This window comes from Foliimonas ilicis, from assembly GCF_039939195.1.
GTDB lineage: Bacteria > Pseudomonadota > Alphaproteobacteria > Rhizobiales > Rhizobiaceae > Foliimonas > Foliimonas ilicis.
In genome coordinates this window covers 1-23,612 of sequence record NZ_JBDUUH010000004.1, presented here as the reverse complement: position 1 = coordinate 23,612, position 23,612 = coordinate 1, and the positions used below count along the sequence as shown (strand labels likewise).

Annotated in this window: 18 protein-coding genes; 11 read left to right on the top strand and 7 right to left on the bottom strand. The window is 59.2% G+C overall.

Going from position 1 to position 23,612, the window contains the following annotated elements:
- Nucleotides 1–2 precede the first annotated feature (2 nt).
- Together ABFT80_RS10460 and ABFT80_RS10455 are read right to left on the bottom strand one after the other, a co-directional pair.
- On the bottom strand, nt 3–581 hold the full coding sequence (locus tag ABFT80_RS10460; RefSeq protein ID WP_347971854.1) for a DedA family protein: 579 nt from the start codon (nt 579–581) through the stop codon (nt 3–5).
- The gene (locus ABFT80_RS10455; protein ID WP_455189924.1) at nt 578–1,141 is read right to left on the bottom strand and encodes a DUF1003 domain-containing protein; all 564 of its coding nucleotides are present in this window, start codon (nt 1,139–1,141) and stop codon (nt 578–580) included. The genes ABFT80_RS10460 and ABFT80_RS10455 overlap by 4 nt, the downstream gene beginning before the upstream one ends.
- A 155-nt stretch (nt 1,142–1,296) precedes the next feature.
- Between ABFT80_RS10455 and ABFT80_RS10450 the strand changes: the two genes are divergently transcribed.
- The 4 genes from ABFT80_RS10450 (at nt 1,297) to gltX (ending at nt 6,088) form a co-directional block, all read left to right on the top strand.
- Nucleotides 1,297–2,982 (top strand): NAD+ synthase, encoded by a 1,686-nt coding sequence (locus ABFT80_RS10450; protein ID WP_347971852.1) that lies wholly within the window; start codon nt 1,297–1,299, stop codon nt 2,980–2,982.
- A 20-nt stretch (nt 2,983–3,002) separates the two neighbouring features.
- Nucleotides 3,003–3,416: a GNAT family N-acetyltransferase gene (locus ABFT80_RS10445; RefSeq protein ID WP_347971851.1), complete on the top strand. Its 414-nt coding sequence runs from the start codon at nt 3,003–3,005 to the stop codon at nt 3,414–3,416.
- A complete protein-coding gene (locus ABFT80_RS10440; protein ID WP_347971850.1) occupies nt 3,413–4,648 on the top strand; it encodes an MFS transporter in 1,236 nt (411 codons plus the stop codon). Before ABFT80_RS10445 ends, ABFT80_RS10440 begins: the two co-directional genes overlap by 4 nt.
- 66 nt (nt 4,649–4,714) lie before the next feature.
- Nucleotides 4,715–6,088 (top strand): glutamate--tRNA ligase, encoded by a 1,374-nt coding sequence (gltX, locus tag ABFT80_RS10435; RefSeq protein WP_347971849.1) that lies wholly within the window; start codon nt 4,715–4,717, stop codon nt 6,086–6,088.
- Nucleotides 6,089–6,105: 17 nt separating this feature from the next.
- On the opposite strand, the gene ABFT80_RS10430 is transcribed toward gltX, so the two are convergent.
- The 3 genes from ABFT80_RS10430 to ABFT80_RS10420 all read right to left on the bottom strand — a co-directional run bounded on the left by ABFT80_RS10430 (nt 6,106) and on the right by ABFT80_RS10420 (nt 10,080).
- Nucleotides 6,106–6,783 carry a hypothetical protein gene (locus ABFT80_RS10430; RefSeq protein ID WP_347971848.1) on the bottom strand — a complete coding sequence of 226 codons (678 nt, stop codon included), beginning with the start codon at nt 6,781–6,783 and terminating at the stop codon, nt 6,106–6,108.
- Between the two features lie 84 nt (nt 6,784–6,867).
- A complete protein-coding gene (locus tag ABFT80_RS10425; RefSeq protein WP_347971847.1) occupies nt 6,868–9,207 on the bottom strand; it encodes an NADP-dependent malic enzyme in 2,340 nt (779 codons plus the stop codon).
- A 108-nt stretch (nt 9,208–9,315) separates the two neighbouring features.
- Nucleotides 9,316–10,080 (bottom strand): SDR family oxidoreductase, encoded by a 765-nt coding sequence (locus ABFT80_RS10420; RefSeq protein ID WP_347971846.1) that lies wholly within the window; start codon nt 10,078–10,080, stop codon nt 9,316–9,318.
- 118 nt (nt 10,081–10,198) lie between these two features.
- Between ABFT80_RS10420 and ABFT80_RS10415 the strand changes: the two genes are divergently transcribed.
- Nucleotides 10,199–11,020 carry a UDP-2,3-diacylglucosamine diphosphatase gene (locus ABFT80_RS10415; RefSeq protein WP_347971845.1) on the top strand — a complete coding sequence of 274 codons (822 nt, stop codon included), beginning with the start codon at nt 10,199–10,201 and terminating at the stop codon, nt 11,018–11,020.
- Here the strand turns inward: ABFT80_RS10415 and dgcA are convergent.
- Nucleotides 11,017–11,997, bottom strand: a complete 981-nt coding sequence (gene dgcA, locus ABFT80_RS10410; RefSeq protein WP_347971844.1) for an N-acetyl-D-Glu racemase DgcA — start codon at nt 11,995–11,997, stop codon at nt 11,017–11,019. The two genes, ABFT80_RS10415 and dgcA, sit on opposite strands and share 4 nt — an antisense overlap.
- Nucleotides 11,998–12,075: 78 nt before the next feature.
- Between dgcA and ABFT80_RS10405 the strand changes: the two genes are divergently transcribed.
- The 4 genes from ABFT80_RS10405 to ABFT80_RS10390 all read left to right on the top strand — a co-directional run bounded on the left by ABFT80_RS10405 (nt 12,076) and on the right by ABFT80_RS10390 (nt 16,146).
- Complete coding sequence (locus tag ABFT80_RS10405) at nt 12,076–13,263, top strand: ABC transporter permease (RefSeq protein WP_347971843.1); 1,188 nt, start codon at nt 12,076–12,078, stop codon at nt 13,261–13,263.
- Between the two features lies 1 nt (nt 13,264).
- Complete coding sequence (locus ABFT80_RS10400) at nt 13,265–14,086, top strand: ABC transporter ATP-binding protein (RefSeq protein WP_347971842.1); 822 nt, start codon at nt 13,265–13,267, stop codon at nt 14,084–14,086.
- 13 nt (nt 14,087–14,099) lie between these two features.
- Nucleotides 14,100–15,473 carry an MlaD family protein gene (locus tag ABFT80_RS10395; RefSeq protein ID WP_347971841.1) on the top strand — a complete coding sequence of 458 codons (1,374 nt, stop codon included), beginning with the start codon at nt 14,100–14,102 and terminating at the stop codon, nt 15,471–15,473.
- A gap of 112 nt (nt 15,474–15,585) precedes the next feature.
- The gene (locus ABFT80_RS10390; protein WP_347972203.1) at nt 15,586–16,146 is read left to right on the top strand and encodes an ABC-type transport auxiliary lipoprotein family protein; all 561 of its coding nucleotides are present in this window, start codon (nt 15,586–15,588) and stop codon (nt 16,144–16,146) included.
- A 175-nt stretch (nt 16,147–16,321) separates the two neighbouring features.
- On the opposite strand, the gene ABFT80_RS10385 is transcribed toward ABFT80_RS10390, so the two are convergent.
- Nucleotides 16,322–22,429, bottom strand: coding sequence for a kinesin (locus ABFT80_RS10385; protein ID WP_347971840.1), 6,108 nt, complete (start codon nt 22,427–22,429; stop codon nt 16,322–16,324).
- Nucleotides 22,430–22,715: 286 nt separating this feature from the next.
- Here ABFT80_RS10385 and ABFT80_RS10380 point away from each other — a divergent pair, with 286 nt between their 5' ends.
- Nucleotides 22,716–23,087, top strand: a complete 372-nt coding sequence (locus tag ABFT80_RS10380) for an Hpt domain-containing protein (protein ID WP_347972202.1) — start codon at nt 22,716–22,718, stop codon at nt 23,085–23,087.
- Between the two features lie 174 nt (nt 23,088–23,261).
- Nucleotides 23,262–23,582, top strand: a complete 321-nt coding sequence (locus ABFT80_RS10375; protein WP_347971839.1) for a 2Fe-2S iron-sulfur cluster-binding protein — start codon at nt 23,262–23,264, stop codon at nt 23,580–23,582.
- The last annotated feature ends 30 nt before the right edge of the window (nt 23,583–23,612 follow it).

The window sequence follows — 23,612 nt, the reverse complement described above, 5'->3', positions numbered from 1 at the left end:
TATTATGCGCGCCTTTTCTTCGCGAAATGATGCGCGGCGAACCATCCTGTGCCAGCAGCGATAAGGCCGATTGCCAGACCGATCAGAAGCTTTTCATGTCTGAGCAGTGCCTGACCGACGATCTGTTCTGCGCCGAGCCCGAAAACATAGCCCAGACCGCAAAACAGCGAGGCCCATATGATGGAGCTTATGCCGTTGAGGATGACAAACCGGTAGATGGGTATGTTCGACAGTCCCGCGGCGACGCCGCCGACCGCGCGAAACCCGTAGACATAGCGATTTAGCAGGACGAACAGGTTCGGGTGCTTTTCAACCAGCGTGAAGGCGTGTTCGAAGCCCGGCGTGTCGCGCAATTTTCGGATGCGCGGATGATCGGCAAAGCGGCGGCCAGCCATAAACATCAGGAAATCGCCCAGAAAAGCTCCTCCTGCGGCACTGGCCCATGTCTGCCAGGGTATGAAGAGTTTCTGGTGAGCGAAAAAGCCGCCCAGTATCGCGACGCTCTCGCCTTCAGCGATACAGCCGAGGAAAACTGCGAACAGGCCGTATTTCTCGATCAGGAAATGGATCGTGTGCGTCATGCTTGTGACGTTTTGGCCGCAAGCAGCGTTTCCATGCGTTTCAGCGTCGATGTGAGTTCTTCGATCTGATTGCGCATCAGAAGGATTTCCTGAAAGCGGATTTCGTCGAATTTCTCGTGCAGCGCCATGATCTCGATTTCGGCCTTCAAATTCACCTCGTAATCATGGGCTGCATCCGTGCGGTCACGTTCGGCCTGACGGTTTTGCGACATCATGATGATCGGTGCCTGTATCGCCGCCAGCATCGACAGCAGAAGATTGAGGAAAATGAACGGGTAGGGGTCGAAAATCTCGCGGCCGAGAAGGATCGTGTTTCCGATCGTCCATACGACCAGAAACGCAAGAAAAGAGAGGATGAAGCCCCATGAACCGCCGATGCGCGCGATACCGTCCGCAGTCCGCGCGCCAAACGAGCGGGATGTTTCATGCGCCGTGAAAGCGTTTTTCGTCAACGAGCGCCGTTCCAGCGCGCTTTTCAAGACGCGGCTTTCCGATTCTGTCAGATCTTCCTCGGCCCGTCGCAGCCAGCGTTTGGCGAGATCTGCGACCGTTTTACTGATTTTCTGCTGCATGAACCTGCTCCGTTCAATTCTTGGTGCGGCAACTCCATAAGAGACACAGGATCGGGCGAATTTGAAGCAGGCTTTTACGGCAACCGTCAGTGGCACAAAGGATCACCATTGCCCGAAAAAGCGACCCGCGCTAAACCGATTTCATGACCAAAAAACCTGCCGCACCCGACGTCCTTCGCATTGCTGTCGCCCAGCTTAACCCGATAGTCGGTGACATCGCCGGCAATCTCGCCAAAGCGCGCGAGGCGAGGGCGGATGCCGCCCGCGCCGGTGCCGATCTGGTGCTGTTCACCGAGCTGTTCATCGCAGGCTACCCGCCGGAAGATCTGGTGCTGAAACCCGCGTTTCTTTCGGCCTGCGAAAAGGCCGTGCAGGAGTTTGCGGAAGAAACCGCCGATGGCGGGCCGGGCGTTATCATGGGAACGCCGCTGAAGCGCAAAAGCGGAGTGCACAATTCGATTGTCATCGCGGATGCGGGCAAGATCATCGCAGAGCGCTACAAGATCGATCTGCCGAATTATGGCGAATTCGACGAGAAGCGCGTCTTTCAGGCAGCACCCGAAATGCCGGGGCCGGTGAATTTTCGCGGCGTTCGGCTTGGTCTTCCGATCTGCGAGGACATTTGGGGCGAACTCGGCGTTTGCGAAACGCTGGCCGAGAGCGGCGCGGAAATCCTGCTCGTTCCCAATGGCTCGCCCTATTATCGCTGCAAGGTGGATGTGCGCCACCAGATCGCGATCAAGCAGGTCATCGAAACCGGCCTGCCGCTGCTTTATGCAAACCAGCTTGGCGGCCAGGACGAACTGATTTTCGACGGCGCATCCTTCGCGATTTCGGCGGACAAGACGCTGGCCTTCCAGATGAGCCAGTTCGAGGAAGCGGTCGTTGTAACGACTTGGAAACGTGGCCCTCAAGGCTGGGCATGCGTTGACGGCCCGATGTCGAAAATCCCGGAAAAGGAAGAGGCGGATTACCGCGCCTGCATGCTGGGGCTTCGCGACTACGTCAACAAAAACGGCTTCAAGAATGTCGTGCTTGGCCTTTCAGGTGGCATCGATTCGGCGATTTGCGCAGCACTTGCCGTCGATGCGCTGGGTGAAGAGCGTTTGCGCGCGGTCATGATGCCGTATCGCTATACGTCGAAGGATTCGCTGAAAGACGCCGAGGACTGCGCGCGTGCGCTGGGCTGCCGCTACGACATCGTGCCTATCCATGAGCCGGTCGAAGGTTTTTCACATGCGCTGACGCAGCTTTTCGAGGGCACCAAAGAAGGCATTACCGAGGAAAATCTGCAAAGCCGTGCGCGCGGCACGATCCTGATGGCGATTTCCAACAAATTCGGTTCGATGGTCGTGACGACCGGCAACAAGTCGGAAATGTCGGTTGGCTATGCGACGCTTTATGGCGACATGAATGGCGGGTTCAACCCGATCAAGGACCTCTACAAGATGCAGGTCTATGCGATCTCGCGCTGGCGCAATACGACCGTGCCGCCGGGCGCGCTTGGGCCTTCTGGCGAGGTGATCCCTGCAAACATCATCGACAAGGCGCCGTCCGCCGAGTTGCGCGAAAACCAGACCGATCAGGATTCGCTGCCGCCTTATCCGGTGCTTGACGACATTCTGGAATGCCTGGTCGAAAACGAGATGGGCGTCGATGACATCGTTGCACGCGGCCACAACCGCGAAACGGTGCATCGCATCGAGCACCTGCTTTACATAGCCGAATACAAAAGGCGTCAGGCAGCGCCGGGCGTGAAGATAACCAAGAAGAATTTTGGACGTGATCGCCGTTACCCGATCACAAACAGATTCAGGGACCGCACCTAAGTCATTGGCTTGAAAAGAAAATGAGCGAAATCGAAATCAGCCTTGATACGTCCCGCATCGACTTTCAGGCGACTTCGGAACAGCTCAAGGCGAGCTATTGGGGCGCAGATCGCACCGATGAGGGCCATGCCCGCGCGTTCAAGAACTCGGTTTGTGTCGCGGCTTTTCTCGATGGCAAGCAGGTCGGTTTCGGCCGTGCGATCACCGATCGCGCCTATTTCGCCTATCTCAGCGATGTGATCGTCTGGCCCGAACTGCGCGGCAAGGGCGTCGGCAAGAAACTGATCGCCGCGCTGCTCGACCATCCCGAACTTGCCGATGTTTCCTACTGGAGCCTGCGCACCGGCGACGCCCACAAGCTCTATGAGCAGTTCGGCTTCAAGACGTCCACCGACGGCATGTATATGCGTTTCGAGAGAACATCGCGCCGATGAAGGCTTTCTTTTCGTTCATCCGCGAGAACGCGCGCTGGCTCGGCGGCGGAATGCTGCTCACCTTCTTTTCGACGGTGGGGCAAACGTCATTCATCTCGCTTTCTGCCGGTCATATCCGCGAAGAATATGGCCTGACGCATGGCGGCTTCGGCTCGCTCTATATGGCTGCGACGCTTCTCAGCGCCCTGACGCTGCCGCGTCTCGGCCAGATCGTCGATCGGCACAGCGTCGGGCGGGTCACGCTTTTTATCGTGCCGATGCTGGCATTCGCAGCATGCCTGATGGCGTTTTCGCAAAACCTGTTCTTCCTTTTTGTCGCGATCTACCTCCTGCGTCTTTTCGGCCAGGGAATGATGACCCACAATGCCTATACGGCCATTGCCCGCTGGTTTGCGGCGCAGCGCGGGCGCGCGCTTTCGGTCGTCGTTCTTGGTCACAACGCAGGTGACGCGCTGTTTCCGATCTGCTTCGTCACGCTTGCCGGCATCATCGGCTGGCGCAATGGCTGGCTGGTCGCCGCGGCTGCATTGGTTCTCGTCGCGCTTCCGCTCACTTTCTTGCTTGTATCGGTCAATCGGGAGAGGCGTAACACTGACCCGTCGCCGCGCATTGTGGATGCGCGTGATTGGACGCGGGCCGAAGTGCTGCGCGACCCAATTTTCTATCTGGCGATGCTTGGCGTCATGGCGCCGGGCTTCATCGTCACCACCATCTTCTTCAATCAGGTCTATCTGGTCGAAATCAGAGGCTGGTCGCTGGAATTGTTCGCAGCGTCCTTTATCGTTTCGGCCTTGGTCAACACGGCTTTCACGCTTGTTTCCGGCCAGTTGATCGACAGATTTTCCGGGGTCAGCCTGCTGCCGATCGTTCTTCTGCCGCTTGGCCTTGCCTGCTTCGTGTTGGGCGGGTTTGAGGCGCAATGGAGCGTCTTTGCCTTTATGGCGCTGCTCGGCATCTCCAACGGGCTTTCCACGACGCTTTTCGGTGCCGTATGGCCCGAAATCTACGGGCTAGGCCATCTGGGTTCCATCCGCGCGCTGGTCGTTTCAGCCATGGTATTCGCGTCGGCTGCCGGGCCGGGTCTCACCGGCTTCCTGATCGATGCCGGGGTCAGCTATCCGGCTCAGATCATCGTCATGGGTTTTTATTGCCTCGCCATATCGGTCCTGATGATTCATGTGTCGAGGAAAGTCCGGTTGCGCAACGGGATCGCGGTGGCGGCACAGGCCTAGGAAATGAAGGCATTTCGGCGTTAAACTTGCCTTGCCAACGCCTTGTTCATCGGATACGCGGCAATCATGACTGTAACAGTTCGTTTTGCCCCTTCGCCGACCGGAAATATCCATATCGGAAATACACGCACAGCCCTGTTCAACTGGCTGTTTGCGGTAAAAAACGGCGGCCGTTTCATACAACGCTTCGACGATACCGATATTCTGCGCTCCAAGCAGGAATATGCCGACGCGATCCTCTACGATCTGCATTGGCTCGGCGTGTTTCCCGATGAGGTAGACTATCAGTCGCGCCGCTTCGACAAATACGATGCTGCCGTTGAAAAGCTCAAAGCAGCGGGCTTGCTTTACCCATGCTACGAGACGCTGGACGAGCTCGAACTGCGCCGCAAGGTGCGGCTTTCGCGCAAGCTGCCGCCGGTCTATGGCCGCGAGGCCCTGGCGCTGACAGATGATGAGAAGGCTGAGCTGGAAGCTGGCGGGCGCAAGCCGCATTGGCGCTTCCTGCTGCCCAATTTCACGTCCGACCCGATGGAGATGCAGCGCACCGAAGTCCATTGGAAAGATCTCGTTCGCGGCGATGAAATGGTCGATCTGGCGTCGCTGTCGGATCCTGTTCTGGTGCGCGAAGACGGCACTTATCTCTACACATTGCCTTCCGTCGTGGACGACATCGATTTCGGCGTCACCCACGTCATTCGCGGCGACGATCATGTCACCAATACGGGTGTGCAGATTGCGCTGTTCAAGGCGCTTGGCGCAGAGCCGCCGGTTTTCGGCCATCATAATCTTCTGACGACTGCTTCAGGCGAGGGGCTTTCCAAAAGAACAGGCGCGCTTTCGGTCAGCGGGCTTCGCGAAGCTGGCATCGAGCCGATGTCGGTCGCGTCACTGGCCGTGCTGATCGGCACTTCGGAGAATGTCGCAGCCGCCGCAAATCTGACGGCGCTTGCCGAAAAATTCGATCCGGCGGCGACGTCGAAATCAGCTTCGAAATTCGATCCCGCCGATCTGATCCTCCTGAACAAGACGATCCTTCACAATATGCCATTTGAGGAAGCGCGGGACCGGCTGATCGCGCATGGCATTTCGGGCGAGAGCGCCGAGCCATTCTGGCTGGCCGTTCGCGGCAATGTCGAAAAGCTTTCGGATGCCGCGCAGTGGTGGAAAATCCTGCGTGACGGCCCGGCGGAAAAGCCGGAATTCGACGAGGCGGATACAGAGTTCCTGAACACGGCCTTCGATCTTCTGCCAGAAGAGCCTTGGGGGGTGACTGTCTGGAAGGAATGGACGGACATTGTGAAGAGCGAAACCAAGCGCAAGGGCAAAGGTCTTTTCATGCCTTTGAGGCTGGCGCTTACCGGCCTGTCATCCGGGCCGGAGCTCGCGGATTTGCTGCCGCTTCTGGGGCGCGAAGCCGCGCTGGCACGCCGGCCTTAAAGATCGGCAAGGACGCCTTAATTGGTGCTTCTGGACGGGCCTTTTTCGATCATGCTTTCTGCAGGATCGGGAAGGAAAGTTGGCCCGACGATCCTGACAGGCCGGTCCGGGTCTATTGCGCGCAACGGACTTTGCGGCGCAGCTTCCTGAGGCGCGGCCTTTTGTTCACCTTCGGGATGAACGAATGACGGCGACGAAACAGCGCTCTGTTCCGGCATGATCTCGATGCTGCTTTTTGGCTTGGCGGACGTGTCTGCGGAAGCGTTCAGCACATGCATGACGCGACCGCTGCCGTTCTCCGGATTGTCGCCGAAGATTTCCTTGATCAGACGCTTGTTGTCGGTGCTGCCCGCTACGATCTGATCGGTGGAACGGCAATTATTTATCGCTGCCAGGGCATCGAGATCGGTTGCAGGCTGCGTGACCAGCGTTTCGATGCTGTTCTGGACTTCCGCAATTTGCGCATTCAAGCGTGCGCAGGTCGCCACGCGTTCGCCATACAACGCTTGGTCGCAGGATGCTTCACGCGCTGCTGCGCGCAGGCGCAGAAGATCGTTCTGCCGTGTGGAAGTCGTGTTTGCCGAGGTGAGCTGCACCTCGATCTGGCGGCAGTCCGTTCCGGCAGCACGCGATTCCACCGGAACGGCGAAGACCGCAGCCGAGATCGCAATTGTCGCCATCAGTTTCACAGACATACCTTCTCCCGCAGACTTTCAATTCGATTTCGAAAGCCTAGCGGGATGACGGTTAAGCCTTTGCTACGATGCGCAGCCTAGCTGTTAGTAACCCTTCCTTTCGGAAGGGAGTGCCGCGATCGCCTGCGCCTTGTTCGCAACTTCGACTACCGCAAGGGCGGTCATATTGACGATGCCGCGCGAGGTCACGGACGGCGTGAGGATGTGGGCAGGCTTGTCGGTGCCGAGCAGGATAGGGCCGACATGCAGCGCGTCCAGCATCTGCTTGGTGGTCGTCAGCGCGATGTTTGCGGAATCCAGATTCGGGAAAACCAGCAAATTCGCTTCGCCCTTGATCGCCGAATGCGGGAATACACGGTGCCGCAAGGTCTCGGAAAGAGCAGAATCACCATGCATTTCGCCATCGCTTTGCAGATCTGGCGCGATTTCTTTCAGCATTTCCGCAGCACGGCGCATTTTCATGGCGCTTGCGGAATCGCGCGATCCGAAATTCGAGTGCGAAAGCAGCGCTGCCTTTGGCTCGATGCCGAAGCGGGTGATTTCTTCTGCCGCAAGGATCGTCATTTCGACGATTTCCTCGGCTGTCGGATCGACGGTGACGTAGGTGTCGGTGAAGAACGTCACGCCGCGCGCTGAAATCAGCATCGACAACGCCGAAAGATCGCGATCCGAAACGCCGGCGCGACGGCCGATGATGAGCGCGACATTTCGCAGATGGCGCTCGAACCGGCCTTCCAACCCGCAGATCATCGCATCCGCATCGCCGCGCTTGACGGCGAGTGCAGCAATGACCGTGTTGTTGGTGCGGACCATTGTGCGCGCGGCTTCCTGCGTCACGCCGCGGCGACCGCCGAGCTCGATCAGCAGATCGACATAGTCGCGGTAGCGCGGATCGTCTTCCGGGTTGATGAGCTCGAAATCTTTGCCGATCTCAATCTTCAGGCCATGACGGCGCAGGCGCACGTCGATGACGTTCGGACGCCCGACGAGGATCGGCTTGGCGATGCCTTCCTCGATCACGACTTGTGCGGCGCGCATCACGCGCTCGTCTTCGCCATCCGCAAAGATGACGCGCTTGGCAGGCGCGATCCTTGCTGCTTCGAAGACCGGCTTCATGACAAGGCCGGAGCGGAACACGAAGCGGTTCAGCCGGTCGACATAGGCAGCCATGTCCTCGATGGGCCTTGTCGCAACGCCGGTATCGTGCGCTGCCTGCGCGACCGCTGGCGCGATGCGCAGGATGAGGCGCGGGTCGAAGGGGGAAGGGATCAGGAAATCAGGACCGAAAATCGGCGTTTCGCCCGAATAGGCGCGCGCCGCGACGTCCGATGGTTCTTCGCGGGCAAGTGCTGCGATGGCACGCACCGCGGCCATCTTCATTTCCTCGTTGATCGCGCTCGCGCCGCAGTCGAGTGCGCCACGGAAAATGTAAGGAAAGCACAGTACGTTGTTGACCTGATTGGGAAAATCGGAACGGCCTGTGCAGATCATGGCGTCGGCGCGGGCGGCGCGCGCGAGTTCCGGCATGATCTCGGGGTTAGGGTTGGCGAGCGCCAGAATGAGCGGCTTTTCGGCCATTTCCTTCAGGAGTTCCGGCTTCAGCACTCCTGCTGCCGACAGTCCCAGAAACACGTCCGCGCCGCCGATGACATCGGCCAGCGTGCGCGCTTCGGTGTCCTTCACATAAGGATCTTTCCAGCGGTCCATTTCATCGAGCCGGCCCTTATAGGCGACGCCGAAGCGGTCTGTGACCCAGATGTTTTCGCGCTGTGCACCGAGCGAAACGAGCAAATTGAGGCATGCAAGTGCTGCTGCACCGGCACCCGATGTGACGATCTTGACGTTCTCGATGGATTTTCCGGCCAGTTCCAGACCGTTCAGCACTGCGGCGGCGACGATGATCGCTGTTCCGTGCTGGTCGTCGTGGAAAACCGGGATTTTCATCTTGGCTTTGAGGCGTTCCTCTACCTCGAAGCATTCCGGGGCCTTGATATCTTCCAGATTGATGCCGCCGAATGTCGGCTCAAGTGCGGAGATCGTATCGACCATCCGGTCGATTTCCGGTGCGTCGATCTCGATGTCGAATACATCGATGCCCGCGAATTTCTTGAACAGGACGGCCTTGCCTTCCATGACGGGCTTGGAGGCGAGCGGGCCGATATTGCCGAGGCCGAGAACGGCAGTGCCGTTGGAGATCACCGCAACCAGATTGGCGCGGCCGGTATAGTCGGCGGCAGTTGCCGGGTCTTCAAAGATTTCGAGGCAGGGCGCCGCGACGCCCGGCGAATAGGCCAGCGCCAGATCGCGCTGGTTGCCGAGCGGCTTGGTCGCTTGGATTTCCAGTTTCCCCGGAACGGGGTATTTGTGAAAAAACAGGGCCGCTTCGTCGAGATCGGACCGGGTCGGCTTCGTTTTCTTGGTCATATCATCAACTTTCCCGGTTTTTTCTCGATGTTTTCGGCTGATGCATGCCTAGCCCGAATTGAAATGATTTCAACCGGTTTGCGCATCAAAATTACGAAAAGCCCTGCGTTAAAACGCGCTTACGTAAAGTCCGCCGTCGACCGGGATGTTTTGCCCCGTGAGATAGCCTGCATGAACCGAGCAAAGGAATGCGCAAATCTTGCCGAATTCCTCCGGTGTTCCGAGGCGTTTTGCAGGAATATTCGCGATGAGCCGCGCGCGGCGCTGCTCTTCAGTCTCGCCTTCCGCGACCAGTCCGCGCAGCCTGTCCGTATCCAGCTTGCCGGGCAAGAGGCTGTTGATCGTCACGTTGCGCGCGGCGACTGTCGGAGCGACGCCTGCAAGAAATGATGTCAGACCGGCGCGCGCGCCCGATGAGAGTTCGAGATTCGGGATCGGCACATAGACCGAAAGCGACGTGATGTTGACGATGCGCCCAAAACCGCGCTCGGCCATGCCGTCGATCACTGCCTGGATAAGCTCGATCGGCGTGACCATGTTTTTCGTGACGCCAGCGAGAATTGCCTCCCGGTCGAGCGCGCGGAACGGCTTCGGGGGCGGTCCGCCATTGTTGTTGACCAGAATGTCGGGCGCGGAAAAGGCGGCAATCAATTCGGCCTGAACATCGGGCAGGGAGACATCGCCTGCGATTTCCTTGACCTCGACGCCATAGCGCTGACGGATCGCATCGGCGGTTTTCGCAAGCGTTTCCTTATCGCGGCCGTTCAGCGCGAGGTCGCAGCCTGCCTCAGCCAGAGCTTCCGCGCATCCGCGGCCCAATCCTTTGCTCGAGGCGCAAACAATCGCCTTCTTGCCCTTCAACCCCAGATCCATATCGAACTCCATTCCAGATGCGCGGACCGTAAACATGACGTCTAAAGACCGCAACCGTCATACGCCTGTTGCATGAATCGGGGAATACGCTCGAAAAGCTGCAACGGTTCGAGATGCCATGACCGCTGACCCAACCCGCAAGTTCCGCACGCTGTTCATCTCGGATGTTCATCTGGGCTCAAAAGCCGCGAAGGCCGAGTTTCTGGTGGACTTCCTGCGATTTCACGATGCGGAAACGATCTATCTCGTCGGAGACATTGTCGATGGCTGGCGGCTGCGCCGCGCCTGGCATTGGCCGCAAAGCCATAATGATGTCGTGCAGAAGCTTTTGCGAAAGGCGCGCAAGGGCACGAAAATCATCTATATCGCGGGCAATCACGACGAATTCCTGCGCATGTTCCAGGGCGTGCATTTCGGCGGGATTCTTGTCGCAGACCGCATCGTGCATGAAGCCGCAGACGGCAAACGCTATCTCGTCATTCATGGCGACCAGTTCGATGCGGTTGTCCACAATGCCCGCTGGCTCGCCTATGTCGGCGACCACGCCTACGATATGGCGATCGTCATCAACCGCGCGGTTTCGTTTGTGCGGCGCATGTTCGGCTGGCCTTACTGGTCGTTTTCATCATGGGCGAAGCAGAATGTGAAAAAGGCGGTGAATTTCATCGGCGCATTCCAGAATGCGGTGGTCGATGAAGCCAAGCGCTCCGATGTGGATGGCGTCGTGTGCGGCCATATCCATCATGCTGTGATCGAGGATATGGGCGACGTGCGCTATGTGAACAGCGGCGATTGGGTCGAAAGCTGCACCGCCGTCGTGGAGCATTTCGACGGGCGCATGGAAATCATCCATTGGCCGCATATGCTGGCGGAACGTCCTTTCAAAGGCGACATTGTTCTTCCGGCACCGATCAAGGCCGCACTCGAGAAAGCAGCTTAACCCCAGAGCGACGGATCGGGCGGGGAAACAAGCGATCCGTTATAGGTCAGGCCGGGTTCTCGATCTTGCGCGAGCAGGAGCGGGCCGTCGAGATCTACGAATTCCGCACCCTGCGCCAGAAGCACGGCGGGTGCCATCGCCAGCGATGTGCCGACCATGCAGCCTACCATCACCGAAAGGCCGAGTTCGTTCGCGCGGTCGCGCAGTTCGATTGCGGCGGTCAAACCTCCGGCCTTATCGAGTTTGATGTTCACCGCGTCATAGAGGCCGAGCAGGGTTTCGAGGTCTGCCGCCTCGTGGACGCTTTCATCGGCGCAGATAGGCACCAGATGCGGAATGTCGCGCAAGATCGCGTCCTTTCCGACCGGCAGCGGCTGTTCGATCAGCGATACGCGCAATTCGGCAGCCACTTTCAGGTTTTCCAGAAGGTTCTCGTTGGTCCAACCTTCATTGGCGTCAAGGATCAGGCGGCTTTGCGGTGCCGCCTGCCGCACGGCGCGAATGGAGGCGATATCCTTGTCGCCGCCCAGTTTTATCTTGAGCAATGGCCGTGCTGCATTGGCACGGGCTTGGGCCGCCATCGCTTCGGGCTCATCAAGCGACAGCGTGTAAGCCGTTTCGAGCGGTTTTGGCTGTATCGAGAGCCTTTCCGCTACGGTTTTGCCGGATTTTTTCGATTCCAGGTCCCATAGCGCGCAATCAAGTGCGTTTCTCGCCGCGCCGGCTGGCATGGAATCCTGGAGCGTTTTCCGGTCCAGCCCGTTTTCGAGTGCCGGCCTGACGGTATCGATCTGAGCCAGTACGCTTTCGATCGTCTCGCCGTAACGGCGGTATGGAACGCATTCGCCGCGACCGGTGAAAGACCCGTCTTTGATGGTGCAAGTAACAATCTCTGCAACAGTCTTGGAACCGCGCGATATTCTAAACGTTCCGGCAATCGGGAAACGTTCTTCTTCGGCTAAAATGACACGTTTCATAAAATTCTCTTCCACGAGGGGCTGCCGGATGACGCTGAAAAGTGACAGTCACAGGGCGAGCGGGTAAAACGAATCGTAATGTTGAGCAAGGCCAAGTCAAAGGACGAACCCGCCACGGCGGAGGAAGCCTCCCGTCACCCGCGCGTCGAGGTGACAGAGGAAGGCGGCGCTTTGACCTGCGCTCTTTCGGGCATCTGGACGACAAGAACCGTTGCTCTCGTCGACGATGAAATGCGCAAGATCGGCGGTCGTCAAGGCGTTGAAAGCTTCAATCTCGACCTCTCCGGTGTTCAGAAGATCGATACTGCGGGCGCCTGGCTTATCGAGCGGCTGGTCACCGCCAATCGCGAAAGCAACATCGAGACGAAGATTTCCGGCGAGAGCGAAGTCGCTTCGATCCTGATCGGTGCAGTTAACGAAGCTTTGAAGCGCGAAGACGATTCCCAGCAATCCGTTCGGCCGAACTTCGTAATCCGGTTTTTCGAAGCTGTCGGCAGGCAGGTTTACCTGATGCGCGATGATTTCATCGCTTCGATGGGCATTCTGGGCGCGACCGTCCGCGGCGCGCAGATGAAGCTCGGTCGAGGCCATGCGATCAACCTCGCGGCGATCTTCAACCAGATCGACAAGATGGGCGTCGGCGCCATTCCCGTTGTGGTCCTCATGTCGGGCATCGTTGGCGCGATCGTTGCGCAGCAGGGTGCTTTCCAGCTTCGCTACTTTGGCGCGGACATCTTCGTAGTCGATCTGGTCGGCATTCTTGTGCTGCGCGAACTCGGCGTGCTGATGACGGCGATCATGATCGCCGGCCGCTCCGGAAGTGCGATCACGGCCGAAATCGGCTCCATGAAGATGCGCGAGGAAGTCGACGCGCTGACCGTCATCGGGCTCAATCCGGTCGGCGTTCTGGTGTTTCCGCGTCTGGTCGCGCTGGTTATCGCGCTGCCATGCCTGACGATTGCCGCCAATTTCGCCGCAATCGGCGGGGCGATCCTCGTGACCTGGGTTTATTCCGACATTACCCCTGCGGCCTTCATTGACCGGTTGCGTGTTAGCATCGACGTCAGCACGATCTTTGCGGGGCTCATCAAGGCGCCTTTCATGGCGCTAATCATCGGAATTATCGCCTCGGTCGAAGGGCTGAAAGTGGGCGGCAGTGCCGAATCGCTGGGCGCGCGCGTTACGGCATCCGTGGTGAAGTCGATTTTCATCGTCGTCATTCTCGACGGCATGTTCGCCATCTTCTTCGCGCAGATCGGTTTCTAAGATGGTTGCTGTGGTCGAAGACGAAGTGAGAACGGAAGAGCAGACGGGCGACGACCGCGAGATCGTGCTTTCGGCGAAGGGCGTTACCGTCGGTTTCGGCGATACGGTGGTGCTGGAAAACCTCGACCTCGACATTCGGCGTGGCGAAATTCTCGGCTTTGTCGGCGCTTCGGGTGCGGGCAAGTCCGTTCTGCTGCGCACCATTCTTGGACTGAACAAGAAGCGTTCCGGCACGATCAAGCTTTTTGGCGTCGATATCGACAAGGAAAGCGACGCGGACCGCATGAAGATTGATATGCGGCTTGGCGTTCTGTTTCAGCATGGAGCGCTGTTTTCGGCGCTGACCGTGCTCGAAAACGTTCAGGTGCCGATGCGTGAATATCTCGATCTGCCCAAAAAGCTGATGGACGAGCTGGCCTTGCTGAAAATCGAGCTGGTCGGGCTGTCCCGAAGTGCCGCCTATAAATTCCCTTCGGAGCTTTCGGGCGGCATGATCAAGCGCGCAGCGCTTGCGCGCGCCTTGGCGCTCGATCCCGACATCGTGTTTCTGGACGAGCCGACATCCGGTCTCGACCCGATTGGTGCGGCCGAGTTCGATGAGCTTGTCGCCAAGCTTCGCGATACGATGGGGCTGACCGTCTATATGGTGACGCACGATCTCGATAGCCTATTCTCCGTCTGCGACAGGGTGGCTGTGCTCGGCAAGAAGCGTGTTCTGGTGGAAGGCACCATCGCGGACATGCTCAAAAGCGATGAGCCGTGGGTGAAATCCTACTTCCGAGGCAAGAGGGCGAGGCAGCTCGACCTTTCCGCGAGAGTATGAACAAGGGCTACTGATGGAAACCAGAGCAAATTACGTCATTGTCGGAATATTCACGGTCGCAGCGCTGCTGGCAGCGTTTGGCTTTGTCTATTGGACAGCGGCAATCGGCGACCGGGGCGAAACCGGCATGTTGCGCGTACGCATACCGGGATCGGCTTCCGGTCTTGGTCGCGGCAGCGCGGTGCTGTTCAACGGCGTGAAGGTGGGCGACGTGCGCCGCGTCTACATCGATGTGGACAATCCGACTGTTGCAATCGCCGACACTGAAATCGACCGTTTGACGCCTATCACCCGCTCGACGCAGGCCGATATCGGTTTGGCCGGTCTGACAGGGCAGGCGAATATCGAATTGAAGGGCGTTGCGGTCAAAGAGCCGAAGCTGCTGGATGAGGCGGATGCTGCCAATCAGATGGCTGAAATTACTGCCAATCCATCGGCAGTGACGAATTTGCTGCAGACGGCGCAGGACATTTTCAAGCGCGCCGACGAAGTGCTTTCGCAGCTTGAAGGCTTTACCAAGGACGTGCGCGGGCCGCTGACGCAGACGGCGCAGAACGTCCAGAAATTCTCCGACGCGCTTGCCGCCAATTCCGATGGAATCAACAAGTTCCTTGAAAGCGTGAGTGCGCTTTCGGTGGAGCTTGCGGGTGTTTCCGGCAAGCTTGAGGGCACGCTGAACGCTGCCGAAGGCCTGCTGAATTCGGTCGATCGCGAAAAAATCCAGACGATCGTTTCCAATTTCGAGGTTTTCACCGGAAGTCTTAGCGAAAGCAGCAAGCAGTTCGACGAGATCATTCGCAGCGTCGAAACGGCGGTCGGCTCGATCAATGATTTCGCGCAGAAGACTCAAGTTACGCTCGGCAAGGTCGATAGCGTTCTGGAAGGCGTGGATGCCGATGCCGTTCGCACGACCATGTCGAATATCGCTTCCGCCTCGGATAACGCAAAAACGGCGGCTTCCGACATTGCGAAAGTGACCGAGAAGTTCAGCGACCGGTCGAGCGACATCGACAAGATGATTTCGGATGCGGCAGAGCTGACACAGCGCCTCAATGCGGCTTCCGTACGGGTCGATGGCGTGCTCGTGAAGGTCGACAATCTGCTTGGCTCCGGCGAAGCGGAAGGCGTGATGGCCGATGCCAGCGAGACGCTGAAATCCTTCAGGCAGGTTGCCGATACACTCAATAGCCGCCTTGGTGTGATCACCGACGGGCTGGCACGCTTTTCCGGACAGGGCCTGCGCGACGTGGAATCGCTGGTTCGTGACAGCCGCCGCTCGATCGATCGCATCGAGCGCGCCGTTACCGATCTGGAGCGTAATCCGCAGCGTATCATAACCGGCGGCGACGGTGCCGTGCGCCAGTATGACGGGCGGGCGCGTCGCTGATGAGCTTTTGCATTTACTCCAGAATGGAGCTGCCGTTTTGATCGACACAATTGCATTGCAGGCGGGAGGCAAGCCGTTGAAATCAGTGAAATCACTAACGATCGGTGCCGCTATGGCCGTCTTCCTTTCCGGTTGCGCGCTGTTTCCCGGTGGCGGCCCGGCTCCGCTCGATACCTATGATCTGTCCGCGCCTGCGGCCAGTGGCGGCGCTCGCAGCCGTGCACAGATACTCATTGCCGAGCCTTCCGCGCTCAAGGCGCTGGATGGCGAGAACATCGTCATCAAGCCTTCCGCAGGCTCGATCCAGTATTTGAAGGGCGCACAGTGGGCCGACAGGCTCCCGCGCATCGTGCAGGCAAAGCTGGCCGAAACCTTCCAGGCATCCGGCGGGTTCGCAGGCGTCGGCAAGCCCGGCGAGGGTCTTGCCATCGACTACCAGATCATCGCTGAGCTGCGTGCCTTCGAAATCAGGCTCGACGGCGGTGCGCGCGCCGATGTCGAAATCTTCGTCCGCATCCTGAACGACAAGAACGGCGTCGTTCGTGCGGCGCAAACCTTCAGGGCCAGTGCGCCGATTGCAGGTACAGGCAATGATGCCTATGTCGCAGGTCTCGATGCGGCGTTCGGCAGGGCAGCGGCTGAGATCGTCCAATGGACCGGGTCGTCCATTTAGAGAGCTTTATTTTTAGATAGAACGAACGCTGGCGGGACAGCGTTTCTATCTAAAAATGAAGGACTCTAGCTTTTGAATTTGGCGTGAAACTCACGAGTTTTCACGACAAGCAGACGCTAAGAACAACAAAAAAGGCGGGAAATTTCCCGCCTTTTTTAATGCCTGAACTCAGTCTTTACCGAAGCCTGCCGCCTGCATGGGCGAGCATCGTGTAGACCTTGCCCGTATCCGAACTGAGATAGGTCTGCGTCATGATGTTGTCGCGGTCGTTGCGGGCGATGTCCTTCAGGAGCTTTTCGAAATCGTCGCAATAACGATCGACGGCTGCGCGGAACTCGCTGTCCGCCTGATATTTGCGGCGGATTTCATCGAATGTCTGCTGACCCTTGAGCGTGTAGAGACGACGCGTGAAGACGTCGCGCTCGCCGCGGCGGTAGCGATCCCAAAGCTCGATCGAGGCTTCGTGATCGATTGCGCGTGCAATATCGACCGAGAGCGAGTTTAGCGATTCAACGACATGAAGCGGCGAACGCGCACCCTGTTCCGACCGCGCAGCAGGCTCAGCAAGCACTGCGGCACTGTCATCACGTGACGCGCCTGTCAGCAGGTCACGGACCCAACCGCCAGGCTGCTTGGCATCGCGGCGCGTTTGTTCTGGCTCCACGGCGCCACGAAGGGCAGGTGCCTGTGGTGCGGCAGCAGCAGGGCGCGGTGCAGGTGCTGGCTGAGGAGCCGGTGCTGCTGCTGGCTTGCGCTGCTGAGGTGCCGTTTTTGCCGAACGCGATTCCGAAACATCGACGGAGCGGCCGGACTTGGCCACGATTTCCGACAGTTCCTTGAGCGCGTTGATCTGCTCGGAAACCGCACGACGGATTGCCGTGGTCGATTCCTTGGCCTCAAGCGGCATGTCGAGCACGCCCTTTTTCAGCTCTGCGCGGGTGCTTTCCAACTCGGATTTGATCGAGCCCGCGGTCTTGCGCATGTCCTCCGTGGCGTCCGCGAACTTCTTGGTTGCGGATTCCACGACTTCCGAGATCGCCGAACGAATCTTGTCGGCGGAAGCGAGCGTCTTGCCTTCGGCCTTTTCGAGCGTCTGCCCGACGAGGCTGTCGAAGGAGTGCATGACGCGCTCCAGTTCTTCCGACTTCTTTACGAGGCCGACCGCGAGATCTTCCAGCGACGACTGGCGTTCCAGCGTGTGTTCCAGATTGCTCTGGGCCGAGCTTAGAAGATCGGACGCACTGGAGAGCAGACGGCTGTGTTCGTCGAAGCGGCTTGCGATGGAAGCGACCTCACGCAGCGTGCCCGAAGACAGTTCGGTGAGGCGGGTGGTGTTGGAATCCACCAGACGGGCCGAGCTTGCAAAGGTTTGCGCTGCCTTTTCCGTGGTTGCCGCGAAGCTCTGCGTGCTTCCTGCAAGGCGTTCATCGACATTGGAAAGATTGGCGGATGCCTTCTCGATCAAGTCGTTGAGCTGCGTGCTGGAGGCTGCAAGGCGGTCGATCAGATCGGAGACGCCATCGGCCAGGCTGGAACGTGCACCAGCGACGGCTTCCAGCGTTTCGGTCGTGCGGTGGGCAAGAGCATTGACCAGGGCCGCGTTTTCGGAACGAAGACGCTCCGTTGCGCGCTCGGTTGCCAGTTCCATGCCGCGCTGCAACTCGTTGCCGCTTTCGACCATGCGATCTGCAAGCGGCTTTGCCGTTTCGTCCAGAATGCGGCTGATTTCCGCTGAACGCTCGGCGAGCATTGCATTGAGTTCACGCGTGTTGGTGCCGATTGCGCGTGCTGCGTCATTGGTGCTCTGGCCGATATGCTGGCCAACCGCCGTGAAGGTTTCGGCAATCGTATTGGCGCGTGTGACGAGCTGGGCTTCGGCCTGAGAAATCTGCTCGTTCAGCTTGTTGCCGACATTTTCCGCGCTGTAGGCGAGGCGGCCTTCAGCCTGGGAGACGTGTTCGGCAACGCGGGCTGCGGCTGCTTCGGCACCGGCGACGAGCTTTTCGTCTACACCCGACAGACGTTCCTCAATGGCGCGAGCGCCTGCTTCGAGTTCGATCGTGGTCTGGCGTGCACGGGCGACAACGCGCTGTTCGGTATCGGCGAACGCGTTGGCGATTTCGGCTGCATGCGAGCCGATGACGCTCGTGCTTTCGCTGACGCGGGCGGCAATGCGCTCGTCGGCAGTTTCGAACACGCGGCCGATTTCGGCTGCGCGGCCCGACAGGCTTTCAGCCGTATCGCTGACGCGGGCAGCAAGGCGGTTGTCCGCTTCCTCGAAGTTGCGGATGATTTCGCCTGCGCGGGTTCCGAGCGTTGCGGCGCTGTCGGCCACGCGGGAGGCGAGGCGTTCATCTGCATCGTCGAAGATCTTGCCGAGTTCGGAAGCGCGATCCGAGAGCTTGTCCGCACCTTCGGAAATGCGCGAGACGAGCTGTTGGTCGGCGGCGTCGAAAATGCGACCGAGTTCGGATGCACGGGCAGCCAGTGCATCTGCCGACTCGCTGATGCGTGTACCCATGCGCTGATCGGCCTGGTCGAAATTCTGGAGAATATCGCCAGCGCGAGCAGCAAGCGCGTTTGCGGTTTCGATGGCGCGGGCAACCAGCTTCTGGTCCGCATCGTCGAAGGAGCGGGTGATCTCGCCAACGCGGGCAGCAAGCGTGTCGGCCGTCTCGTCGGCACGCGCCGAAAGCAGGCTGGACGTTTCCTGAACGCGCGAGGCAAGACGCTGATCGGCATCCTCGAAGGCACGGGCGATGTCATCGGCACGCGACATGAGGGCGGCCGAGGTTTGTTCGGCGCGCTCGGCAATGCGGCGATCCGCATCCGTGAAGGCCTGTCCGGCCTGCTCGTTGAGCGCTGCGGTGACTTCCAGCACCTTTTCGCGCAGTGAGCCGGCAACGACCATCGCGCTGTTTTCCAAAACCTTGCGGACATTGTCCACGCCGATGGAAAGAGCGTGTTCCATCGTTCCGGTGCGTTCTTCGATAACGCCGGTCTGACGACGGAAGGCTTCCTCGATGCGCTCGACATCGCTTGCCAGCGCGTCGGTGATCTCGTTACGCCTGCTTGCGATCTGGTCGATGTGACCGGAGATGGCGTTGTCGATTTCCTTGCGGGCATCGACGAGCTTGTTCAGATCGTCATCCAGCGCGCGGCTGAGCATTTCGCGACCATCGACGAATTTGCTGATCTGGCCGGAAATGACTTCATCGACGCCCGAACGGCTTTCCGAAATCTTCTCAAGGTCGGATTCCAGGGCGCGCTTGAGGATGTTGCGGCCTTCGGCAAGGCGCTCGACCTGACCGGCGATGAGCCCGTCAATGCTGGAGCGGCTTTCGTTCAGCTTTGCGAGGTCATCTTCAAGGGCGCGGCTAAGGGTGTCGCGGCCATCAGTGAACTTCGCGATCTGAGCTTCAACGATGCCTTCCAGCCCTGAGCGGCTATCGGCAACCTTGGAAAGGTCTTCCTCAAGTGCGCGCTGAAGCACAGCGCGGCCTTCGGCAATCTTGTCCACCTGTGCGGCGACCAGATCGTCGATGCTTGCGCGGCTTTCGGCAAGACGCTGCAAATCCTTCTCGAGGGCCTTCTGCAGAATGTCGCGGCCATGCGACAGACGCTCGACCTGACCGGCCACAAGACCGTCGATGCCTGAGCGGCTTTCGGTGAGCTTTGCGAGATCGTCCTCGAGAGCCTTTTTCAGAATATCGCGGCCTTCGGCAAGTTTCTGAACCTGTCCGCTGACCAGACCGTCGATGTCGGCACGGCTTTCTGCGAGTTTCTGCAAATCCTCTTCAAGCGCCTGCTGAAGGACATTGCGGCCCTCTGCAAGGTGCTGAACCTGGCTGGCAACGAGGCTGTCGATATCGGAACGGGTGGCTGAAAGCTTGCCGAGATCGTCTTCGAGGGCCTTGCTCAGGATGTCGCGGCCTTCGGCCAGTCTCTCGACCTGACCGGCGACCAGACCGTCGATGTCGGCGCGCGTTGCGGACAGCTTTTCCAGGTCGGCTTCCAGAGCCCTTGTGAGCTGTTCGCGGCCTTCGGCGAGCTTCTCGACCTGTCCGGTAACGAGGCCGTCAATGTCGGCGCGCGTCGCGGAAAGCTTGTCGAGATCGGCTTCCAAGGCTTTGGCGAGCTGCTCGCGGCCTTCGGCAAGCTTTTCCACCTGACCTGTGACAAGACCTTCGATCGCTTCGCGGCTGTCGCCGATCTTGCCGAGGTCAGCTTCAAGAGCGCGTGAGAGCAGGCTGCGGCCTTCCGACAGCTTGGCGACGTGGCTTGCGACCATGTCGTCGATGCCAGCGCGGGTCTGCGTAAGCTTCTGGGAATCCTCCTGCAGGGAGCGCGCGAGATTTTCGCGGCTTTCTGCAAGCTTTTCCAGATGATTGCCGAGCGAGGCGTCGATGCCTGCGCGCTGCTCGTTGACCTTGCGCAAATCCTCTTCAAGGGCACGCGAGATGATGTTGCGGCCTTCGGCCAGCTTCTGAACCTGCGTGCTGATCGCATCGTCGATGCTTGCGCGACCGGCGGCGAATTCGGCCAGATCGGCCTTGAGCGCGGCTGCCATGCGGTCGCGGCCTTCGGCCAGCTTGCGGGTGTGTTCCTCGACAGCGGCTTCGATGCCACCGCGGGCTTCATGCAGCTTTTCGATATCCGCATCGAACGAACCGGAGATGATGTGGCGCGAAGCCTCCATACGCTCGGCGAAATCATTGGCGCGCGTTTCGAGCATGGTGGAGGTGGACAGTACGATGTCTGCCATATCCGAACCGATGCGCGACTTGCCTTCCTCGATCATACTGGACAGCGTCTTTTCGCCGTCCGTGAAGGCACCGGCGATTTCGCGGGCGCGTTCGACCAGCGTCTCGTTGATCTGGCGTGCGCGCGCTTCGAGAGCGGCATTGAGCTTCTGCGTGCCGGTGTCCAGCGCCTCGGCGCGGGTCTGGAACTCGCTGATGAGGCCCTGGCCACGCTCTGCCAATGTGCGCTCGATGCCCTTCAGATTGGCTTCGAGATCCTCATTGAGGGTGCGCGTTGCATTGCCGAGCAGGGAGACCATGCCCGTAGTGCGCTCGTCCAGAAGGTCGGAGAGCGAGCGGGTGATGTTGTCTGTGCTTTCCGACAGGCGCGCAATGCGCGTGTCGAGCAGGCTGGCGAATGCCTCGCCGGACGTTGTGATGCGGTTGCCCAGAGATTCCATGCGCGTATCCATGGAATCGAAGATGGAAAGGCCGCTTTCGTTGATGCGGTCGATGAGCGTGTCGCCCGTCGTGCTGATCGTCATCGACAGCTTGGTCGAGGCGTTCAGAATGCTGTCGCGGATGACGTCGCTGGCAGAGCCAAGCTCGTCGCGCAGCGTTTCATGCGCACCGGAAATAGAAGCGCGAACGCGCTCAGCGTGGCTGACAACGGCTTCGCGTTCATTGCCGAGGCCATCGACCAGCGAGCGGATGCGCGCCTCGTTTTCCGAATAGGAGCGCTCGATCTGGTTGACTTCGGTGTGGACCAACGTTTCGAGTTCGACGGCGCGAGCAAGGGTGCGTTCGATGCCTTCGCCCATGGCCGCGACTTCGCGGCGAACGGCTTGACCGACCATCATGACGCGGTCCTGCGCAAGATTCTCAGGTTCCGCAAGGCGGAACGCAACTTCGGTCATCGACTGTGCGGCAAGGCGCATTTCCTGCGCACGGCGGATCATCACGGCAAACGCCCAGAAAAGGACCATCGGTGTGATCGTCGCGACGGCCAGCAGGATTGCGTAAGGACGATCGATAAGCTGCTGGATCGAACGGATTTCCAGAACGCTCGGCGTGAACAGCACATGGCCGAGCATGACGCCGCCAGCAATCCACAGAAGCGAGAGAAGCCCGACAGTCCAGTAGATCGCATTCGAGCCGCGGCTGTTTAGGCCCTGCAGCAGCGTGCGGTAATCCTTCTGGCGGTCGTCGTTTGCCGGTGCGAGACCGGCGGGCTTGAAGCTCGGCTGCGTCTCGACCGGACGAAGGTCCTTGGCCGGTGCGGATTTCGTTTCAGCTTTTGCGGCTGGCTTTGGAGCCTGCGGGGGCGGGGCCTTCACCGTCTCCTTGGGAGCAGCAGCCTGCTCCTGCCTGCTTTCGCGCGCCAGCTCGTCTGCTGCCTGCGTGATCTGCGCTTCCAGATCTTCCATGGAAGCTGCGATATCCAGATCGTCGCTTCCCAACAGATCTATGTCGAGCGCGTCTTCAAGCTCTTTCGCAACGTCTATGTCGAGCGATTTTGCCGGTGTCGATTTCTTTGCCATGCCGCCTTACCCTGTACTCGTGGCACGTCCCCTACCGTTAACTCGGGTTACACATGGGGTCCGTACGCGTGGCTTATTATGACTTGCCGTATCGTACTGGCACACACTGGTAAAGAAAACATGCATTCGGCGAGATACGTAAAAGTTTAAACATAAGGTTAACGTAGCCATGAATTTGGCGGCTTTGCGCGCGATATGAGGGCGGGTCGCGTTAACGCGTTATCCACATGATTGACTTAGCATGGCCCGTCTCAAGACGGGAAGTACCGGAGTATCGAGTATGGTTATGAGTGCCGCCAACGCAATCGCATTCGCGATGCCAGGGGGCGAATCGTCTTCAGGTTCCATCAGAAGGCGTCCCATCGACCTCGTTCACCTCGCCAAGCAGACAATGGACGACCGTCTGGTCGAACAGGAAGTGCTGGCGCTCTTCGTTCAACAGGCAGCACTCGTGCGCGACGGCATGGTTCATGGCGACAGCCAGGAGCGTTTGCGGCTTGCGCATGGTCTTAAAGGATCGGCGCGGGGCATAGGTGCATTCGCGATTGCCGAGTGCATGGAAGCGATCGAGAAGAACCCGTTCGACGAGAAGGCTCTAAAGCGCCTGCCGGAGCTCGTTGACGAGGCGCGCGACTTCATCGCCGCAATCAGCAGGTAGCGCAATTTCGGCTGAAATGCCCGGAAGACGTCGCAATGTGGCGTTTTGCGCGGTGTTGACTCGCCCGCAGGAGTGATTATCTGCGCGGTACACAAGCATGTCTCCCGAAAGTGGGAACCGGTTTCGGAATAAAGACATGCGTGACAAAATCGCTTTCCGCATGCAGGGGCAATCATGACGAAACTCTCTTTCATTGCGTTCGACGGGACGCGCTTCGACGTTGAAGCGGAAAACGGCTCGACCGTAATGGAAAACGCTATCCGCAGCGCCGTTCCCGGCATTGAGGCCGAGTGCGGCGGCGCCTGCGCCTGCGCGACATGCCATGTCTATGTCGATGAAGAATGGACCGCAGAAGTCGGCGAGCCGGAGGCGATGGAAGAAGACATGCTCGACTTCGCCTATGAAGTGCAGCCGAATTCGCGCCTTTCGTGCCAGATAAGAGTGCGCGATGCGCTGGATGGGTTGGTTGTGCGTATCCCAGAGCGCCAGGGGTAGAGCCTTTCACTTTTAGATAGAAAAGCTGGC

What these genes read in the sequence shown, in the direction of transcription:
- ABFT80_RS10460 (WP_347971854.1), bottom strand. Translation starts at nt 581, where the DNA reads ATGACGCACACGATCCATTTCCTGATCGAGAAATACGGCCTGTTCGCA.
- ABFT80_RS10450 (WP_347971852.1), top strand. Translation starts at nt 1,297, where the DNA reads ATGACCAAAAAACCTGCCGCACCCGACGTCCTTCGCATTGCTGTCGCC.
- ABFT80_RS10445 (WP_347971851.1), top strand. Translation starts at nt 3,003, where the DNA reads ATGAGCGAAATCGAAATCAGCCTTGATACGTCCCGCATCGACTTTCAG.
- ABFT80_RS10440 (WP_347971850.1), top strand. Translation starts at nt 3,413, where the DNA reads ATGAAGGCTTTCTTTTCGTTCATCCGCGAGAACGCGCGCTGGCTCGGC.
- gltX (WP_347971849.1), top strand. Translation starts at nt 4,715, where the DNA reads ATGACTGTAACAGTTCGTTTTGCCCCTTCGCCGACCGGAAATATCCAT.
- ABFT80_RS10430 (WP_347971848.1), bottom strand. Translation starts at nt 6,783, where the DNA reads ATGTCTGTGAAACTGATGGCGACAATTGCGATCTCGGCTGCGGTCTTC.
- ABFT80_RS10425 (WP_347971847.1), bottom strand. Translation starts at nt 9,207, where the DNA reads ATGACCAAGAAAACGAAGCCGACCCGGTCCGATCTCGACGAAGCGGCC.
- ABFT80_RS10420 (WP_347971846.1), bottom strand. Translation starts at nt 10,080, where the DNA reads ATGGATCTGGGGTTGAAGGGCAAGAAGGCGATTGTTTGCGCCTCGAGC.
- ABFT80_RS10415 (WP_347971845.1), top strand. Translation starts at nt 10,199, where the DNA reads ATGACCGCTGACCCAACCCGCAAGTTCCGCACGCTGTTCATCTCGGAT.
- dgcA (WP_347971844.1), bottom strand. Translation starts at nt 11,997, where the DNA reads ATGAAACGTGTCATTTTAGCCGAAGAAGAACGTTTCCCGATTGCCGGA.
- ABFT80_RS10405 (WP_347971843.1), top strand. Translation starts at nt 12,076, where the DNA reads ATGTTGAGCAAGGCCAAGTCAAAGGACGAACCCGCCACGGCGGAGGAA.
- ABFT80_RS10400 (WP_347971842.1), top strand. Translation starts at nt 13,265, where the DNA reads ATGGTTGCTGTGGTCGAAGACGAAGTGAGAACGGAAGAGCAGACGGGC.
- ABFT80_RS10395 (WP_347971841.1), top strand. Translation starts at nt 14,100, where the DNA reads ATGGAAACCAGAGCAAATTACGTCATTGTCGGAATATTCACGGTCGCA.
- ABFT80_RS10390 (WP_347972203.1), top strand. Translation starts at nt 15,586, where the DNA reads ATGGCCGTCTTCCTTTCCGGTTGCGCGCTGTTTCCCGGTGGCGGCCCG.
- ABFT80_RS10385 (WP_347971840.1), bottom strand. Translation starts at nt 22,429, where the DNA reads ATGGCAAAGAAATCGACACCGGCAAAATCGCTCGACATAGACGTTGCG.
- ABFT80_RS10380 (WP_347972202.1), top strand. Translation starts at nt 22,716, where the DNA reads ATGAGTGCCGCCAACGCAATCGCATTCGCGATGCCAGGGGGCGAATCG.
- ABFT80_RS10375 (WP_347971839.1), top strand. Translation starts at nt 23,262, where the DNA reads ATGACGAAACTCTCTTTCATTGCGTTCGACGGGACGCGCTTCGACGTT.